Below are 16,140 nucleotides of genomic sequence, written 5' to 3'. Positions count from 1 at the left end.
ATCTCCGGGTGATCTTCCTTATTTCGAACTCTTCCGTCTCGGCATGGAATTCTACTTTTTGCCGTTAAGTGTCGGAATTTCCGGATGTTGTCTATGTATCTACTTCGCCGTAATTGCGTTTGAGATTTGTATTCAGGGGCTCACTATAAGTAACGTTTTAGTAAGAGTGTGTGTAATTCCGTGTATCTCCTCAACTAAAATTCAACTCGAGATGAAATTACTTTGAAAATTGTAAAAGTCGTTGCCGGACAGCACTACATGCGGATCATCGCTCCAGTTGCAAGGGAGGGCCAGATGGGCCGTGTTGAGGACAGTTTCGCACAAGACCTGAAATCTGAGATTCCGCATCTGCGCCGTTATGCGCGGTCCATTTCCGGTTCATTGGAAGTTGGAGATGATCTGATGCAGACAGCCCTTGAACGGGCACTGCGCAATCGGAACCAATTCACGCGTGGAACTGCGTTGCGCCGCTGGCTCTTTACGATCATCCGAAATGCTCACTTGGACGAAATCCGAAAATCCGAACGTCGCGGCCATCATGTTCCGATCGAGGACTGGTACCATGAGACCCGACTGGCCCCGGCCCAGGAAAAGCGGGTGGAACTTGGCGATGTTGCCAAGGGGATTGAAAACCTGCGGCCTGAGGAACGTGATGTCCTTAACCTTCGGGTTTTTTCCGGACTATCGCATGACCAGATCGCGAGTCGAATGGGCGTTGCGGTCGGAACTGTCAAAAGCCGTCTATCGCGTGCCCGTCAATCGCTTGCTGCATAAATTGCGAGCCCGGTGCGTAGAGCAGGTTCTTGCGGGCGATCGATCTCTTCCTGTCGCGTAAAGACCGGACTTACTTCTCGCCAAATCGGACTGCATATGCTGAAGGTGGGACACCCTTGATCTTCAGAAATGACCGCCGGAACGTTTCCTCGCTTCCAAAACCTGCGAGGGAACTGACCTCTTTGACGGATAGCTGATCGTTCTCCAGGAACCGGCAGGCTTTTTCCACACGGCGCTCTTCCACATACGTTGCCGGAGGCAGGCCGACCATCTTCCTGAAGACCCGCGCAAAGTTGCGGTTGCTCATGTTTGCCCGCTCCGCCAGTTGTTCGACAGACAATCGATCGGCGAGGTTGTCTTCGATCCAAACCAACAGCTCATCCAGCGATCCGGTCGATAGGGAAAGTTGCTGTTTCAAGGGCGCGCTGAACTGCGATTGGCCTCCGGGACGTTTCAAATAAAGAACAAGAACCCGGGCGAGGCGAAGCGCCTCTTTGCGTCCGAGATCGGCTTCAACCATAGCCAGGGTCATGTCGATGCCGCAAGAAACTCCGGCAGATGTCCAGACTGGCCCGTCCACCACGAATATGGCGTCAGGGTCGACAGCTACGCCGTGGTTTTCTTCGCCAAGTTCCCTGCAATGCATCCAGTGCGTCGTTGCTTTTCGGCCTTTCAGGTGTCCTCCCGCGGCCAGGATAAATGCGCCAGTGCAGATCGATCCGATCCGACGGGCGTTCACCGCCAGCTTGTTGAGGCAGAGCTGTAGGCTCTTATTTCCTGCTGCCTGCATGGCTGCGGCCCCGCCTGACACCAGCACGGTGTCTGATGGCGAGCCGGAAAGTGAGGCGAGGGGAGCGGTTTCAAGTGTCACACATGTATCCGTTTTAATTGGGCCACCAGGGACTGACGCCAGCGTTACGTCATAGGCCGGTTCACCATCTGATGTTCTGGCATCCTGAAAAACCTGTAGAGGCCCGGCGACATCCAGGAGCTTGGTTCCGGGAAAAACCATGAAGACAACGCGACGGCCGGGGTTGGCAGAATGTGTGGGCATAAAGTCATTTATGCCAAAAGGTGCTGCGATTAGTAAAGATTGAAAACAGGAGACCCAAGGATGTTGGAACTCAGGCCGAACTGCGAACTTTGTGATTGTGACCTGCCGCCCTCAAGTGGGGAGGCTCGAATTTGCAGCTACGAATGCACCTATTGCACGGTCTGTGTGGAGACCCGATTGCACAACGTTTGTCCAACCTGTGGCGGCGGATTTACGCAACGGCCCATTCGACCGAGGCTGGCGTACCGGCCTGAGTTTAAATTGGGGCTAGTGAATGACCCGGCTAGCACCAAACGGAAGCATTCGAAGTTTACAGCAGAAGAAATCGAACGATTTGTGACGTCGCTTTGCGCGACCGAGCCTGCCCACAGGTGAAGTTGAGCGAAGTCATTTGACGTGCCTCCGCGAGCGATGGGCAGGGCGCGCAAAAATTTCGTTCGATGTACCTTTTGCAGATCCAACGTCTCCCGGACTTCGCTGTTCGCTGCGACCTTGTACCCTGGGTCATTGAAGACGGAGAGGATTTAGGTGACCGCTTCGACGATGGTTTTGGCCGGTTGACCAGGAAAAACCATCAGGTCAACCAGAGCTTGGCAAGGCAATCGTGCGGCCGGTCAGACCTGCAAAGTTTATTTTTGGCCCTGCGCGAGACGGTGAGGAAAGCGCGACTGGTGACACTTAATGCTGGGTGTTGCCGGCAAGTCAGAATTAGCAACGCCAGTAGGGCTTTGATGGCGTTGAAATCGAAGTGGGTGTGCTTGCGCCTTGTCATTTTGGATTGAGGTTTTGTGGTGACATTTGACCAGCTCAAATAAAATTGCCGACGAAGCTGAATTTCTTTTGGGAGGAGGATGAAGTGTTGGCGCGGTTTCAGTCTCCCGCGTTTCATCCTCGAAAGCTGAAACCCGGAGACCTGAAGTCGTTACCGGTAACCTAAGACAGATTCATAGAGTTCTCCGTTCCTAGGCAGCTACTCTTGTCGTCACTCCCGCCAAACGTGCTTCGATGCGTTCCTGACCATAATCGGACCAGTTTTCATTGCAGTCTTGCCGATCGTATTCGTTGCAAAAAGCCGCGGCGAGGATTTCCTCGGTTATGTTGTGGCACCAACCTTCGGCAGGGTTGAATTCCAATATGGCATGGATGTTTTCGAATTGCCCGCTTCGAAGATCTTCGATGATCTGGGAAACCCGCATATCGGACAGGTCAAATTCTGGAGTGAAAAGCGTGCCGTTGAGTTCACAAACGATAGAGAAAAAAGACGTGTCGAAGTTCAAGCCCATATATTGCCTCCTCAATAATACCTGTTGAAGTGTATACGCAAAATGCGTACAAATCAAGTAAGATGAAGAGGCTTGTACGCGCTTTGCATGAGGCTTCAACGAGGAGGCTGCGTGGTAGTGCGGGGCATGCTGGTGAGGAGCGGAGAGCTTAGAGGGGTTTGAACACCATGACGATCCTGGCCTTGAGCTTGACCTCGGTATGGTCAAAGTCACCTTCCCGGAAAATGATTGTATCCTGGAAACGCGGGTCAGTTGATTCAGGCATCAGCTCGGACTGGCCATTCAGTTTGATCACGCGCTTTGCAGTGCGTTCTATGGTCATCCCATTGTCTCTGGAGCGTTCGACCAGGACCAGATCGTTCTCTTTCGGTTCAATGCCGGCAGCCAGATAATCCACGCACAAGAGCAGATCGCCGTTGGCAGCAATCTTGTTCAGGGATTCGCCGCGTACCTTGACGACAAACTGAGACTGTGCAGGAAAACGAACATCATATGAAATCGTTGATTCTTCGGCATTTTCTGTCTCAAAAAGTGCTGCTTCCATCCATAATCCTGCGGCGACTTCCCCGACAACGGGTACGCCGGTTTTCGGCAGTGAGGGCGTTTTTCTTTGTATTTCCGCAACCGAGCCGTCAGCGAGGGCTAGAATCTCTTCGCGCGTGATCGTCGGGTTTCCCTTGCCAGGCAATGCGCTGAGTAATTTGGAAATGAAGTTCGCCGGCAGTCCTGTTTCGGGATAGTCAACGGAGAAGTAACGTTGAATGGAGGAGGCCTGCGAATATCCCATCTCCCGCGCGATTGCGCGCAGCGACAGGCCCGACCTTTCCTTCAGGTCTTGAAGTCTCTCATGCAAAGACTGTTTGGTGTCATCCATGCCGCTGCCAGTCGTGATTTCGGTCAAGTGGAGTTTGTAGTTCTACTGTATGAATCGTGCGTTGACAAGTGTACGTAATATGCGTACATTTTTAGGGGTGAGATAAGGAGCGGTGAGTCGTGATGATGAGGGTTTGAGAGAGCGTTGGGAATTGTTGGGCGAGCGCAGGGGAAAGCGCTGCGAAGTCATGATTTGATGTCGAGGCCCGTTGGGAAGGCCAGGGAGTATTTTGTGATCGAACTCAAAGAGCAGATTGAAGAGGCCAGGGCACGGGTAGCTCATTGCCGGATCAAGGCCGAGCGACCGAGCGCACGGCTGGAAGACGAGTATGCGTTGGAAAAAGCGCGAACCAGGCTTTTGACCCTGGAGTTGAAGGAGTTGAGGCAGGAGGGCGTCAAATCCGGCTTAAAACAATCCGAAAGGAAGAGCGTTTCAAACGGTATGCATCCTGCGGCGCGGAAAGGAGCTGTGGACTTGAAAGATAAAAGGATTAGAACAAATCATGAACGAAAGACATTAACTGTTCGACAGGCTGCGGAAAAGAAGTTTGCTGCGTTGCAGAAGGGGGTGACGTCAAGCAAGGAGGGATGCTGATGGCGTCGGGTGGAATGGTGGACCGAATTGCCGCCGAATTCGGCGTGCAATTCGTCACTCACGCAAAGCGTGCTGAAGGTCGTCATCAGTCCAAGGCTCGGCGAACCTGTCATTCGCTTCTGAATAAGCATGGGGCTGACCATCTGCGATTGGTGTTCGGTCTGATCAATACCCCCCAGAACCGTGGGAACTGGTCGGCGCCTGTGTTTACCGCCGTTTCCTGGGTGGTTCTGAACAAGCCTGAGTGGGTTGCTCGCACGGATTTCGTCGATCGGTTCGATCAACTGGATCTGCGCGTGCTTCTTGAGAATGCGAAGGATCTGAACCCCTCGGCGCCAACGATTACCCTCTCTGTACTACTTTCGTATGAGTTGGATCGGTGTATGTCCGTAGAAATACGGGGGAAAGCGGCATGAGTCCTATTGTCAGACAAAGGTGGTTGGGTACACTTTGGGCGGCAATCAACGGCTGTGTGGAAATGTCAGGGTTGTACGCGCAGACATTGTGGCGCGTCACGCCGCCGGGAATGCCACGGGGCAGATTTTTCAAATCAATTTTTCCTGGGGTGGGTGGGACATATGACCACGTATCAGACAAAGGCCCAGACCCACGCGTTCGAGCGTGGAATGGAGGCCTATCGCGAAGGCAAGTCGCAAACCGAAAATCCCTATCCGCGCGAAGCGGATTACTTCGACTTTTGGGAGCAGGGCTACCTTACGGAGCGCGACGCGAACCGGAAATAGGTCGCGTCGGACGCAGCCTGAAATCGAGCCAAGTCTGCCGGAGCGTACTGGAACACCAAAAGGTGTTTTGTGCGCTCCGGCCTTTGTTCAGTTCTTTGAGCAGACCACTGTTCCGGGGCGCGACTTACGACATCCGGCAGTTCTTGGATTTCATCGCAAGTTCGATTGACTGGACCTTGCCCTTCGAAACGGCGAGATCACCTTCCTTATCACCGCCGGTAGCGCTTGAAATCGGTATTCCAACCAAGAACACGCCTATAGCGTCTCCGGTCTGCGCGCTCCTCTGTGCGTCTTCCAGATCGTCCAGTCGATCCTTTTCGTGCGCGAGCTCCTTTGTCAGGCTTGAGCATGACTGGCCCGTATATGCCGCCAAAGGTATGCTGGCCGGTTTGATTGCGTCCGGACCCTTGGCGCAACCTGCAATTACGAGCAGTCCAGCAGAGAGAGTTGCCATCGTCTTCAAGGTCATCTTGCCCCCAGTTGTGATTCTTCCAGAAGTTGTCAGGTAGGCTGACGCAGCTTCCGCGCGCAAGGTGTGTTTCTGTCTAAGAGGTTCTTATTATGAGTGTTTCCACTTCCGAAGAAGTCATGGGCCGTCTGGTCGAGGCGGTCGAAGTGATCGCCGTGACGGGCAAAGGCGATGGGCCAAAGGCCGTGTTTGCAGCCTGGCCGGATTGCCGCGGGAAGGTCGCAAAACGCAGCCGGACATTCTTGCCGGCGCAAATTTCAAGGGCAGAAGAAGCGTTGACCTGGTTCGCCCTCATCGAAGATGCAGATGCTCGCCGGGCTTTGCAGTTTGAGGTGATGTGCAAAGCCGGAGGCGGCAAGTTCAGCCGTATTTGCGAGAAATACGGTTGGAAGCGCACGACTGTGACAAGCCGGAATAAGGTGTTGTTGAGCAAGCTCGCAAAAAAGATTGAGCTCTCGTCCTGAGTTTTCTGCGATGTTGAAGGTCTATGGGAGGGGCGTGCCGGTGCGCCCCCTGAAAGGATGACGGTAGAGGGAGGGGTGAACCTTCCCTTTTTCCGATTGCAATGACGGTAAGCTGCTGCGCCGTTTTCAAAAGATTTTTGACGCAGTCTGATGCACCGCAGTTCTTTCCGGGCTGTACCTGTCCAGCGTTGAGAGTGGCACAGGCAGAATGAACTCTCCTTCCTCGGTGACATGTTGCTTTGCATCGGTTTTGGTCGAGCGGGGGCGTCGCTTCCTGGCCGATCCTTAACTTGAAGCAGGGGACATGTTGCGTTCTTGTCTTACCGCTTGACAAATTGCATTCAATAATTGGAAAAATATCCAACATTTTTTCAAATGGGGTGCAGAATGCTGTTCGGGATGAGCGCGCGGGAGGACGATACGGTTGTGGCCATGCTGGCGTCAGCAATCCGCCGTGACATTTCCTTTGGTGTGCTCAGGCCCGATCAAAAGCTCAAGATTGAAGCCCTGCGCCAGTCTTATGGCGGCTCGAACCACTCGATGCGTGAGACATTGCGGATGCTTGTTGCCGAAGGGCTGGTAGAAGCAACCAATCAGCGCGGTTTCCGGGTGATGTCGGCCACGGAGGAGGACCTGCAAGATATCCTTCTGATGCGTGTGGAGACGGAAAAGCTGGGACTTTCCAGATCCATGGTGCGCGGAGATGTGGCCTGGGAGGCGCGCGTGGTTGCTGCGCTTCATGCTTTGAGCCGCGCCGAAACGGCAGTTCAGGAAAACCCGGATGACGTCACTGCGCTGGAATGGGATGAGGCCTGCAGGGGGGCAACCGAAACCCTTCTGTCTGCCTGCGGTTCGCCTCGTCTGATTCAGATGGCCGACAAGTTCTACAACCAGTCCCGCCGCTTTCGACTGACCTTGCTGCGCGAAGGACGTGTCGATTTCAAAGCACGGGCAGAAAGACTGGAAAAACTGCAAAGAGCAGTGCTGGCGCGTGAAGCTGCTGCGGCGCTTGCTCTTCTTGAAGACGATATTCGCGCCGATCTGGGAATTTGAGAAACGGTGCATGAGCAAAACAAGCAAATCGGGGAGAAATTCATGGTGACATTCAGCAGACGGCAGACGCTTGGCCTCATGGGAGCAGCGGCGGTTTCGACACTCGCCGCGCCTGCAATTGCACAAAACAGGAAGATCGTGCTGGGCGCTCTGCGCTTCACCTCTCATTCCGGCAGTTTCATTGCGCTGGAGCGCGGCTACTTCAAGGAAGTCGGACTGGACGTTGAATTGAAATTCTTCCAGGCGGCGCAGCCTATGGCGGTGGCCATCGCCTCCGGCGATGTCGACTATGGTGTCACTGCAGTCTCCGGCGGCTTGATTTCACTTGCCGACAAAGGCGCCGTCAAGGTTATCGGTGGGGCCCTGAGTGAGAAGAAGGGCGTGGACGGTCAGAAGATCCTGGCGTCCGACGCCGCATTCAAGGCTGGTTTGACCTCTCCGGCACAGCTCGGAGGCAAGACTTTCGGCATTTCGACAGCAGGCTCCTCTTTCCATTATATGGGCTCCAAGATTGCAGAGGCAGAAGGCGTTCAAATGTCCTTCAAGCCTTTGCAGAAGGTAGGTGCGATCATCGGTGCGCTGAAGTCGGGTCAGATTGATGCGTGGTCCATCGTTCCGCATATTGCCAAGCCGTTGGCAGGAGCTGGTGCTGCCCATATCATCGGCAATGTTTCGGATTATCTGCCGGGATATCAGGTAACCACGATCTTTACCTCGACCAAGAACGCCACCGACGAACGAACCCAGACGGAAGAGTTTCTGGCCGGATACAGCAAGGGCGTCAGGGATTACGATGCCACCATGGTCGAAAAGACCGGCGGGGAGGCGGGCGTCGAAGAGATGGTCAAGCTGATCCACAAATACGTCTACACCGACCGTCCGCTGGAGAAGGCCGCACCGTCCATCATCAACGGGTCGATGTGGCTCAATGAAGACGCACGGCTGAATATTGCCTCCATTCGCGACCAGCTCGATTGGTTCAAGTCTGAAGAATTGGTTCGCAAGCAAGTCGAGCTGGAGACGCTCGTCGACGACAGCTACGTTGAAACCTACGAAGGCTAACGCCTTCCCCGCGGCAGCGTCTCATCGGGGTGCTGCCGTTTTCTTTCGACTTTACAGGCTTTCCATGGACATCAGACTGGATTCGATCAGCCATCATTATGGCGATACGGAAGTGTTGCGGGATATCTCGCTGGAAATACCTTCAGGGCAGATCATCTGTCTCGTCGGTCCGTCAGGATGCGGAAAGTCGACGCTATTGCGTCTGATCGGCGGATTGGAGCGGCCCGAGAAGGGCAGGGTGCTGCAACTGGGATCTGCTCCCGAAGGCTGCCTCAATCCGCTGACTTTCGTTTTTCAGGATTTTGCCCTGCTGCCCTGGCGCACCGTGAAGGGAAACATATCACTGGTGCTTGAGGATCACGGTATCCGGGGCGCGAAGGCCAAGGCGATCATTGACGACGTGCTGGCACGCGCAAAGCTTTCAGATTTCGCCGGTGCGTTGCCGAAACAGCTTTCCGGCGGCATGAAGCAAAGGGTCGCGATCGCGCGGGCCCTTGCCGTAAATCCCGCGGTTATGCTGATGGACGAACCGCTGTCTGCATTGGACAGTCAGACGCGCGAACTGCTGATGGACGATCTGGTGAACCTGTGGAGCCGCCGGCCGTTCACGGCGGTCTATGTGACGCACAATCTCTCGGAAGCCGTCCGGCTAGGGCATACCATTGTCGTGCTGTCGCGCCGTCCGGGACAAATTCGTGAAATCGTGACCATCGATACGCCGATCCAGGACCGTCGCCCCGGCGATCCTGTCTGTCAGATGAAACATGATCTCCTGTGGGGCCTGATGCGCGAAGAAGCGCGCGCGGCCGATGAGGAGCTGCTCGATGTCTGACGTTAGATCTGATGGCAGGACAGCTTCGCAAGGCTCCATGGAAGTCCGCTTCCGGGGCGGAGGCTTTGCTCCCAAAGCGCATCGTTGGGTTGGCGTTGCCGTTTTCGTGGTGCTGATCGCGCTTGTGCAATGGGGAACCGAGGCAGGGTGGATTTCACCGCTGACGCTGCCCAAGCCGACGGACGTGCTGGCGACACTCGGTAGACTTTGGGAAAGCGGCCTGTTGTTCAAACATCTGGAGCCGTCGCTGCGCCGTCTTGTCGTCGGCGCCGCCATCGGGGCAAGTGCGGGAATTGCCGCCGGCGTCCTGATCGGCCTGTTTTCCTATATCCGCGCCGGGATGGTGCCGCTGGTCGCGGCAATTTTCCCGATCCCGAAAATCGCGCTCCTGCCTCTGTTCGTGATCTGGTTCGGGATCGATGAAGGCTCGAAATACGCGCTGATCGCATTCGGCACCTTCACCCCGACCGTGGTTGCAACCTATGGGGCGGTGGACAATGTCGATCGCTCGCTCATCCGCATGGGGCAGAGCTTCGGCCTGTCCTGGCTGTCGATCGTGCGCAAAATCGTTCTGCCTGGAGCGATGCCCGGTATTCTGTCCGGATTGCGCATCAGTCTGGCCATCGCAATCATCCTACTGGTTGCAGCCGAGATGCTGGGCGCCGAATACGGGATCGGTGCCTATATCCTGGAAGCAGGCGCCTTATATGACCTGGAGCGGCTGTTCGCAGGCGTTGTCATCCTGTCGCTGCTCGGTGTGATTGTCAGTGCTTCCATCGGGTTGATCGAGCGCCGTCTGCTTGGCTGGCGAACCTAGTCTCTTCGGTTTCGGAGAAAGCCGAAGCCAATTGACTAAAAAGCGCGTAACGGCAGATGCATCCGAAGCATCTGATCATAAAACGCATTTCGAAAGCTCGTGTCTGAACAAGGGTTTCAGACATCTGAGCGGGCTCGACGCTTCGTCAGAACAGGGCTAAAACTAGCCTCATACCAATACCGTGAGAAAGTGTAGCCATTCTCCGGCAGGGCCTGAACTTATTCCAAAAATCGCAATTGAGGACACTTGATGCCTATCCAGGGTTGCGTGCGGAACAATTGGCGAACATTATGCGGAAAATGAATTGGAGCCAGGAAGATGGCGAGTCTTGAAGATATTACCGGGTGGCGGGACGAGTTCAACGATCTTGAGGAGCGGTGGGACGACGAATGGGTGGCCTATGTGGATCAGTTTGTGAATAAACTGGAGCCCCTGATCCCCGTCTCTCAGGTTCTTCATTTCATAAAGGTTCTCCTTGAGAACGAGGAGACCCTTGCGACCATGACAGAGATCGCCAAGTGGGAAAAGCTTATGGATGCCAGCGGCCCGTTTGAAGACGATGCGCCTGAAATGGAACTGTACCCCACAGACTCCGTTGTCATGATAAATGATTTCTGGCTGTGGTTCTGCTGGAAAGCCGGCTATCCGCCTGTCTCGTCGGCATTTCGATTGGCCGGAATAGACACGGCGAGCGACATTATCCGAGGAGATCTATCCGGGGTTCAGTCTTCCGAAACCAAGGCTTTTTTGCTCGACAGATACGCATTTACAATCAGAGCCGACGCAGAAGGAGACTTGGCATGAGCCGGAAAAAGGTCATCCTTCTGGATCAGGCGCAGCTTGGCACCATTCTCAAATATGGTGGATTTGCCGCCCTGGATGCGATCGTTTCACGCGGTTGAGGGGCCTTTCAAGTAACAAAAATCAATGTCGCAATGTACCAGCGTTATTGCCTCTGGAACATTTGATGAACATTGTGCGGAAAACGAATTGGAGCCAGAAAGATGGCAAATATTGAAGATATTACCGGGTGGCGGGAAGAATTATACGAATTCAATGAGTATGGGAGCGAAGAAGAGCACAAGCAGTTTTACGGTAAGTACAACAATGGAATTCCGCCGGATGCTAAACTTTCGCAAGTCCTCGAACTCGTGGAAGTGCTTCTCAAGCATGATGAGACGCGTGAAGCGCTGAAGAAAATGTCCGTTTGGGAAAAAATCAAGTCAGCGAACGAGCATGACTTTCTTGAAGACAATCCCAAGTTTAAAGAACGCCCGGATGATGCGATCGATTTGATAACCGACTTCTTTGATTGGTTTTGCTGGAAACAGGGATATGACCTGGAGGCATTTGGCTTTGATATCGCAAGCTACAGCACCTCAATCCGGATACTGGATGGTGAATTGCCGGACGTACGCTCCCAAGCGACAATTGACCGCCTTCTGGAAGACTACAGCGGACTTGTTGTGGACGACCGGGAGGGAAAAAACACATGAGAAAGGAAAAGGTTGTTCTCCTGGACCATGCCAGGGTCGGCACCATTCTCAAGCATGGCGGGTTCTCGGCGTTGGATGCGATCGTTTCACGCGGGGACAAGTTTTTATATGTGCCTCAGGCACGTAAAAAAGAGCTGTTCGAGAATATCGGCTTGGACCAACAAAAGGCGTTCGCTTCTTGGCTCAAAGGCAAAACGTATGCAGGTAAAGTTTTGCTCGTTGATCCGGTGAAGTCTGAAAGGGACAAGAACAAGTTCGACCCCGACCAGAAGAGATTAAGCGCACGCGGAGGAGATGAGCTTTGGGATATGGGTGCCCGCAAGTTCATGTTGGAAAACAAGAGCCAGTATGATTTTGAAGTTATCTCAGCCGACAAGGGCATTCTAGACAACAAGTTTACGGCGCAAACCGAACTGACGCGATTGCAGTTCGAACGAGTCAGCATGAAGTCCGTGATGACGTGGGTGCTCTCGCATCCGGACGTGGAACTAACGCCACAACAATTTGAGACAATCAGAACCAATGTCCTGAAACCCCGGGACGATGGGTATGGCAGCTCTCACAACCTCGAGAATCATAGCTACTTAGTTCCGGATAGCTATGAAGCGGCAGGGACAATTAAGGCAGAGGCGCGCCAAGCGGCTAAGCTGGAAGAGCGTCAAAAGCGCAAGACCAACAGAAAACGGGCGGCAAACAAAGCCCGGAAACTGTTCGACGCCGGAACCCCGGTGATCATCACGGCGGCCACCGCTGCAGCGCTGCATGAACTTATCTCCAGGGAAGCCGAGGAGAGCGGCAATTCCTATCTGGAAGCCGCGCAGACGCTCGGAATTGAATTCAGCAGAGAGCAGCTGACGGAGCTTGCAGCGGAGGCGGGAATCGATCTGGCGGTAACGTTCACGCCGATCGGGCCGGTCAAGAAAGCCTGGGACGTTCTGGGCAATGTCGATGACATCGTCGCGATGACGCAGCTCTATGGGGCGGCCTATCCGGACAACGAGACCATCCAGCAGATGGCCGGGATCGCCGATGCCGTGGAAGGCACGGCTATCTTTGAGACTTATGTGGAAGGGCGCGATGCGTTGACCGGGGCTGTCGGCGGTGCGATTGACTGGGTGTTCGGCACCAGCGCCGATGAGGACGAACAGGCCAAGGCTCTTGGCGACCTGCGCGAAGTCATCGAGACCGGCGGCGACGCGGCCGGGGACGCCCTCAAGGCGGGAGCGACACAGGAACAGGTGGCGGATGTGCTGACCTCGGCGGTTCAGGCAAGAGCGGCTGCGCAGGTCACTTCCGGCAAGCCGTTGGCGGAAGAAGACGCACCGCTGAGCGCTCCGGTGCCAAAGGCAGATCAGCTGTCGCCGGAAACTGTTTTGCCAGGGGATGGCACAGCGCCGCTTTCAGGTGTACCGACATTGCCCGGTGCGCAGCCGATCCTGCCGTCTTCCTTCGAGCCGGGCCTTGAGCCGGGCCCTGAGCCGGGCCTTGCCTCGGCGTCCGGGCCGGAAACGGCACCTGCCGCGGCAGGACAGATACCCGAACGAGCCGCCGCTTCTGGTCTGGAAGCCGACAGTGACAGGTTTTTGCGCCAGACGTCTTACAGAACTTTCCGCAAGATCGGCCGAACACCGGAAGAAGAGCAACAGGGTAATGACGAGCTCTGGGAGGAGTTCGAGCAAGGCTACCTGGAGATGAACGGCCATGAAAAAGCTGCCGAACTGCTGGCAGCCAGGCGGTTCAGCCGCAGGTGGGCGCTGTCGGATTATGCGGAAGACGCGGACGGCTTGATGCTGAAATACCCGGTGGAGCGGGTTTACCCGAATATCGAAGAGATCGGCTACAGCTATGTGGACGAGGACGTGAAAGCCGCGCTTTCCCGCCAGGGGATCCGGGCGAAGAAATGGTACCTGACACCGAACGACAAGACCGGCGGGGACTGGGAACAGGGCTGGATGGATAGAGATGGCTATGGCCCGCGCATGACGCTTGCCTATGACGATGAGGCGGGCCAGCGCCACCGGCTGAGCGACAGTTACCAGGTGAATGTGCGCGGGGCGGCTATCAAGCTGAAACAGCAGCAACTTAAGGCCGAGCGGATGAAAGCCGGGCAAACCGGTCCGAGACCTGCATCAGGTCCTCGGGTGGATATCCCGAAGAAAGCGCCTGTCGCCCTGCAAGCCCCGACATCAGTGCAGGCCCCGGTGCCGAGGCCGAAACCGGACGTTGGGTCAACAGTGTGACCGGGTCCTGAACCCGGTCCCATCGATCTTTGAAAACCTCTCTGCAGTCGCCTATTGCGTTGGACAGGCTTTGACCGTTGGAGCCTCCGTGGAGGTTCGGCTCAAGGACCAACGGCAGCTTTGGACCGTCAGACCTGGAAGATTTGGAACCTGGTCGGAGGCCCAGATGCTGTCGGCGGCGAACCCGAATTGTTTGTCCTTGGTAGATGTGGGGGCGATGCGAACCAGTTCGTCGGCAGGAAAACTGGCATCGCAGGCCTTGAAATAAGCGCTGACGACGGAACCGTCTGCGGAGGTAGCGGCCTTGCCGCTATAGAGCGTGAACTCGGCACCGAATTCCGCCGTGTCGACATACTTGTAGTCGACGCGGAGATCGGAACCGTCCTGCACAATCAACAATTCGATGTTCCATCCCCAGGTGGACGCTTCACCTGCTGTGGTGCTGTCGCAGGCGACCACGCCCTTATAGGTGCCGGTCAGGGAAAAGCCGGCTGCCGGGGTTGCTGCGACAATTGCAAGAAGAAAGGCGGTTTGAGAAAATTTAAGGGATTTCAACGCTTTCATCGTTTCAGATCCTTTTCCGTGGGCATTCGCAAAAGAGAATTGAAGTTTAACTTGTCGTCCCGGGAATAGGATATCACTGATTGTGTCGCCATTGCAGGTCAGATCGAGACTGCCCCTCGATCAAGATCGAGAAGCAGCCCGATATTTCGTCGATCAGCCGCAACACCCGCCCGACTTTGCCGGTTCCACAGCGCCTGCCGGTTCAGCCGGGTTGGCTCCCCGGCCAAGCCAAGTGCGTTCGGCGAGATAGAAGTTGGAGAACTTCTCGTCAAAATCGACCGGTACCGACTTTTGCGGGATGCCGGTTTCCAGAAGTGACTTCTGCCAGGCCTTTACCTTTGGGTGACCGTCGAGCATGTCGTAGCCGTTGTGGTCTTCGACAATTGCGGCACGGTGCAGAAGCGGCAGCCAGGCCATATCGACATTTCCCAATCTTCCACCCGAGAAAAACGGACCTTCGCCAAGTTGCTTTTCGGCTTTGTCGAAGGATTTGACGAGCTTTGCCATACGCTCGTCCAGAATGACCTTATCCGCGCTTTGCATGGTGCTGCATTGGACCAGGTAGTGTTTGGATGCCTGGTAGCTCCAGGCGCGGTTGAGCGCACGCTGTTCGGGAGAAAGGTCTTGCTGCAAGGGCGGTGTGACTTCATCAATATATTCAACGATGGCATCCGACTCGAACAGCGGAGTGCCATTTTCCGTGATCAGCACAGGGACCTGACCGGTCGGGGAGATGTCCAGAAACCACTGAGGTTTGTTCTTCAGGTCTATATAATCGATCTCATAGCCGACTTTCTTGGCCTCCAGCATTGCCGTGACACGCTGAACGAAGGGGCAAATCTTGAAGCTGACGATCCTGATCATGAATGAGGTCCTTTTGTTTGACTGTTCGACCTGTAAGACGATGCAGCTGGCAAAAAGACGAAGTTTTTCCAAGAAAAATTGTAATGATTTGATATTAAATAATGTTTTTGCCTTCTTGGTTCTGCTGAAAGAGCTTCTTACTTATGAAGGGCAAACGAAACCAACATAGTGATGGAGCCATGCAAACAGAGCTTGAGAGGGTTTGGGTAGACTATCGATCCAGCCTGAATGCGTTTTTGCGGTCAAAAGTCTCCAATCCTGCCGACGTGGAAGAGCTGCTTCAGGATATTCTCTTGAAGACGCACAGGAACATCGGCAAGCTGGGCAAGGATGACAGTTTGAAGGCGTGGCTGTTTCAAGTCGCCAACAACGCAACAATCGACTTTTACCGCAAGAAAGCAAAAACGAAGGCTTTGGACCCGGAAGAGCTTTGGTATTCCGATATGGGGGATGCGGAAAAGCATGACCTGGACCAATGTATCGAACCGTTCATTGACGCTCTGCCTGAAGACATGCGCATTCTCTTGCGCAAGATTGAACTGGAAGGCGTTTCGCAGAAGCAATATGCGCAGGATCTCGGTATCAGCTATTCAACGCTGAAGTCGCGGGTTCAAAAGGCGCGCTCCAGACTGCGCAACGTTTATGACAGTTGTTGCCATTTCTCCCTGGACGCACAAGGAAACATAGTCGGATATCGAAGCAAGTCCGACAGCTGCGGGAAGTGCTGAAATACCAATTACTGAAGGCGCATAACGCAATTGACGCACAAGCGCCTGAAACTTCACGGAGAAACAAAAACCTCAGTCTGAACAAGAGGTTCAGACAAGCGAGCTTGCTCGACGTTTCGTCATTACGGCGCTAAAACAGACCTAAGACCGGTAGATTGGGCAGGTGCAGCTGAACGAACGCTGCGTCTTTGCCATGCGGACATTTCTTCTTCTCCGGCATTTCATGTTC

The 16,140-nt window shown here is 54.6% G+C and carries 20 protein-coding genes; 14 read left to right on the top strand and 6 right to left on the bottom strand.

Annotation, left to right across the window (positions count from 1 at the left end):
* The first annotated feature begins 222 nt into the window (after positions 1-222).
* Positions 223-774: an RNA polymerase sigma factor gene (locus ABLQ08_RS07645; protein WP_352940573.1), complete on the top strand. Its 552-nt coding sequence runs from the start codon at positions 223-225 to the stop codon at positions 772-774.
* Positions 775-844: 70 nt separating this feature from the next.
* On the opposite strand, the gene ABLQ08_RS07640 is transcribed toward ABLQ08_RS07645, so the two are convergent.
* Positions 845-1,828, bottom strand: a complete 984-nt coding sequence (locus ABLQ08_RS07640) for a GlxA family transcriptional regulator (RefSeq protein ID WP_352940572.1) — start codon at positions 1,826-1,828, stop codon at positions 845-847.
* Between the two features lie 60 nt (positions 1,829-1,888).
* Here ABLQ08_RS07640 and ABLQ08_RS07635 point away from each other — a divergent pair, with 60 nt between their 5' ends.
* Entirely contained in the window at positions 1,889-2,203 is a 315-nt protein-coding gene (locus ABLQ08_RS07635; RefSeq protein ID WP_352940571.1) for a DUF1272 domain-containing protein, read from the top strand.
* A gap of 587 nt (positions 2,204-2,790) precedes the next feature.
* On the opposite strand, the gene ABLQ08_RS07630 is transcribed toward ABLQ08_RS07635, so the two are convergent.
* Positions 2,791-3,111, bottom strand: coding sequence for a hypothetical protein (locus tag ABLQ08_RS07630; protein WP_352940570.1), 321 nt, complete (start codon positions 3,109-3,111; stop codon positions 2,791-2,793).
* Between the two features lie 148 nt (positions 3,112-3,259).
* A complete protein-coding gene (locus ABLQ08_RS07625) occupies positions 3,260-3,985 on the bottom strand; it encodes a LexA family protein (RefSeq protein WP_352940569.1) in 726 nt (241 codons plus the stop codon).
* 231 nt (positions 3,986-4,216) lie between these two features.
* Here ABLQ08_RS07625 and ABLQ08_RS07620 point away from each other — a divergent pair, with 231 nt between their 5' ends.
* From ABLQ08_RS07620 to ABLQ08_RS07610, 3 genes are all read left to right on the top strand, one after another.
* On the top strand, positions 4,217-4,579 hold the full coding sequence (locus ABLQ08_RS07620) for a hypothetical protein (protein WP_352940568.1): 363 nt from the start codon (positions 4,217-4,219) through the stop codon (positions 4,577-4,579).
* On the top strand, positions 4,579-4,995 hold the full coding sequence (locus ABLQ08_RS07615; protein WP_352940567.1) for a hypothetical protein: 417 nt from the start codon (positions 4,579-4,581) through the stop codon (positions 4,993-4,995). The genes ABLQ08_RS07620 and ABLQ08_RS07615 overlap by 1 nt, the downstream gene beginning before the upstream one ends.
* Positions 4,996-5,157: 162 nt before the next feature.
* Positions 5,158-5,322 (top strand): ribosome modulation factor, encoded by a 165-nt coding sequence (locus tag ABLQ08_RS07610; protein WP_352940566.1) that lies wholly within the window; start codon positions 5,158-5,160, stop codon positions 5,320-5,322.
* A 124-nt stretch (positions 5,323-5,446) separates the two neighbouring features.
* Here ABLQ08_RS07610 and ABLQ08_RS07605 read toward each other — a convergent pair whose 3' ends face one another.
* Positions 5,447-5,791, bottom strand: a complete 345-nt coding sequence (locus ABLQ08_RS07605; protein ID WP_352940565.1) for a hypothetical protein — start codon at positions 5,789-5,791, stop codon at positions 5,447-5,449.
* A gap of 92 nt (positions 5,792-5,883) precedes the next feature.
* On the opposite strand from ABLQ08_RS07605, the gene ABLQ08_RS07600 reads away from it, so the two are divergent.
* The 8 genes from ABLQ08_RS07600 to ABLQ08_RS07565 all read left to right on the top strand — a co-directional run bounded on the left by ABLQ08_RS07600 (position 5,884) and on the right by ABLQ08_RS07565 (position 13,755).
* Positions 5,884-6,255, top strand: coding sequence for a DUF6362 family protein (locus tag ABLQ08_RS07600; RefSeq protein WP_352940564.1), 372 nt, complete (start codon positions 5,884-5,886; stop codon positions 6,253-6,255).
* Between the two features lie 387 nt (positions 6,256-6,642).
* Positions 6,643-7,308 (top strand): GntR family transcriptional regulator, encoded by a 666-nt coding sequence (locus ABLQ08_RS07595; RefSeq protein WP_352940563.1) that lies wholly within the window; start codon positions 6,643-6,645, stop codon positions 7,306-7,308.
* Positions 7,309-7,350: 42 nt separating this feature from the next.
* Positions 7,351-8,370 (top strand): ABC transporter substrate-binding protein, encoded by a 1,020-nt coding sequence (locus tag ABLQ08_RS07590; RefSeq protein ID WP_352940562.1) that lies wholly within the window; start codon positions 7,351-7,353, stop codon positions 8,368-8,370.
* A 64-nt stretch (positions 8,371-8,434) separates the two neighbouring features.
* Entirely contained in the window at positions 8,435-9,202 is a 768-nt protein-coding gene (locus ABLQ08_RS07585; RefSeq protein WP_352940561.1) for an ABC transporter ATP-binding protein, read from the top strand.
* Entirely contained in the window at positions 9,195-10,019 is an 825-nt protein-coding gene (locus tag ABLQ08_RS07580; protein ID WP_352940560.1) for an ABC transporter permease, read from the top strand. The genes ABLQ08_RS07585 and ABLQ08_RS07580 overlap by 8 nt, the downstream gene beginning before the upstream one ends.
* Before the next feature lie 318 nt (positions 10,020-10,337).
* Complete coding sequence (locus ABLQ08_RS07575) at positions 10,338-10,823, top strand: hypothetical protein (protein ID WP_352940559.1); 486 nt, start codon at positions 10,338-10,340, stop codon at positions 10,821-10,823.
* Between the two features lie 200 nt (positions 10,824-11,023).
* Positions 11,024-11,515: a hypothetical protein gene (locus ABLQ08_RS07570; RefSeq protein WP_352940558.1), complete on the top strand. Its 492-nt coding sequence runs from the start codon at positions 11,024-11,026 to the stop codon at positions 11,513-11,515.
* Positions 11,512-13,755 carry a hypothetical protein gene (locus ABLQ08_RS07565; protein WP_352940557.1) on the top strand — a complete coding sequence of 748 codons (2,244 nt, stop codon included), beginning with the start codon at positions 11,512-11,514 and terminating at the stop codon, positions 13,753-13,755. Before ABLQ08_RS07570 ends, ABLQ08_RS07565 begins: the two co-directional genes overlap by 4 nt.
* Positions 13,756-13,806: 51 nt before the next feature.
* Here ABLQ08_RS07565 and ABLQ08_RS07560 read toward each other — a convergent pair whose 3' ends face one another.
* Together ABLQ08_RS07560 and ABLQ08_RS07555 are read right to left on the bottom strand one after the other, a co-directional pair.
* The gene (locus tag ABLQ08_RS07560; protein WP_352940556.1) at positions 13,807-14,319 is read right to left on the bottom strand and encodes a hypothetical protein; all 513 of its coding nucleotides are present in this window, start codon (positions 14,317-14,319) and stop codon (positions 13,807-13,809) included.
* 153 nt (positions 14,320-14,472) lie between these two features.
* Positions 14,473-15,183: a glutathione S-transferase family protein gene (locus ABLQ08_RS07555; protein ID WP_352940555.1), complete on the bottom strand. Its 711-nt coding sequence runs from the start codon at positions 15,181-15,183 to the stop codon at positions 14,473-14,475.
* A gap of 179 nt (positions 15,184-15,362) precedes the next feature.
* Between ABLQ08_RS07555 and sigZ the strand changes: the two genes are divergently transcribed.
* Entirely contained in the window at positions 15,363-15,911 is a 549-nt protein-coding gene (gene sigZ / locus ABLQ08_RS07550) for an RNA polymerase sigma factor SigZ (protein WP_352940554.1), read from the top strand.
* The last annotated feature ends 229 nt before the right edge of the window (positions 15,912-16,140 follow it).

The sequence above is a fragment of the Roseibium sp. SCP14 genome (genome assembly GCF_040329475.1).
GTDB lineage: Bacteria > Pseudomonadota > Alphaproteobacteria > Rhizobiales > Stappiaceae > Roseibium.
The sequence above is the reverse complement of the archived record's forward strand: the minus strand, read 5'-3'. Positions and strand labels throughout refer to the sequence as shown.

Excerpts from the sequence above, each read along its gene's own strand:
- ABLQ08_RS07640 (WP_352940572.1), bottom strand. The coding sequence starts at position 1,828 with ATGCCCACACATTCTGCCAACCCCGGCCGTCGCGTTGTCTTCATGGTT.
- ABLQ08_RS07635 (WP_352940571.1), top strand. The coding sequence starts at position 1,889 with ATGTTGGAACTCAGGCCGAACTGCGAACTTTGTGATTGTGACCTGCCG.
- ABLQ08_RS07630 (WP_352940570.1), bottom strand. The coding sequence starts at position 3,111 with ATGGGCTTGAACTTCGACACGTCTTTTTTCTCTATCGTTTGTGAACTC.
- ABLQ08_RS07625 (WP_352940569.1), bottom strand. The coding sequence starts at position 3,985 with ATGGATGACACCAAACAGTCTTTGCATGAGAGACTTCAAGACCTGAAG.
- ABLQ08_RS07615 (WP_352940567.1), top strand. The coding sequence starts at position 4,579 with ATGGCGTCGGGTGGAATGGTGGACCGAATTGCCGCCGAATTCGGCGTG.
- ABLQ08_RS07610 (WP_352940566.1), top strand. The coding sequence starts at position 5,158 with ATGACCACGTATCAGACAAAGGCCCAGACCCACGCGTTCGAGCGTGGA.
- ABLQ08_RS07605 (WP_352940565.1), bottom strand. The coding sequence starts at position 5,791 with ATGACCTTGAAGACGATGGCAACTCTCTCTGCTGGACTGCTCGTAATT.
- ABLQ08_RS07600 (WP_352940564.1), top strand. The coding sequence starts at position 5,884 with ATGAGTGTTTCCACTTCCGAAGAAGTCATGGGCCGTCTGGTCGAGGCG.
- ABLQ08_RS07595 (WP_352940563.1), top strand. The coding sequence starts at position 6,643 with ATGCTGTTCGGGATGAGCGCGCGGGAGGACGATACGGTTGTGGCCATG.
- ABLQ08_RS07590 (WP_352940562.1), top strand. The coding sequence starts at position 7,351 with ATGGTGACATTCAGCAGACGGCAGACGCTTGGCCTCATGGGAGCAGCG.
- ABLQ08_RS07585 (WP_352940561.1), top strand. The coding sequence starts at position 8,435 with ATGGACATCAGACTGGATTCGATCAGCCATCATTATGGCGATACGGAA.
- ABLQ08_RS07580 (WP_352940560.1), top strand. The coding sequence starts at position 9,195 with ATGTCTGACGTTAGATCTGATGGCAGGACAGCTTCGCAAGGCTCCATG.
- ABLQ08_RS07575 (WP_352940559.1), top strand. The coding sequence starts at position 10,338 with ATGGCGAGTCTTGAAGATATTACCGGGTGGCGGGACGAGTTCAACGAT.
- ABLQ08_RS07570 (WP_352940558.1), top strand. The coding sequence starts at position 11,024 with ATGGCAAATATTGAAGATATTACCGGGTGGCGGGAAGAATTATACGAA.
- ABLQ08_RS07565 (WP_352940557.1), top strand. The coding sequence starts at position 11,512 with ATGAGAAAGGAAAAGGTTGTTCTCCTGGACCATGCCAGGGTCGGCACC.
- ABLQ08_RS07560 (WP_352940556.1), bottom strand. The coding sequence starts at position 14,319 with ATGAAAGCGTTGAAATCCCTTAAATTTTCTCAAACCGCCTTTCTTCTT.
- ABLQ08_RS07555 (WP_352940555.1), bottom strand. The coding sequence starts at position 15,183 with ATGATCAGGATCGTCAGCTTCAAGATTTGCCCCTTCGTTCAGCGTGTC.
- sigZ (WP_352940554.1), top strand. The coding sequence starts at position 15,363 with ATGCAAACAGAGCTTGAGAGGGTTTGGGTAGACTATCGATCCAGCCTG.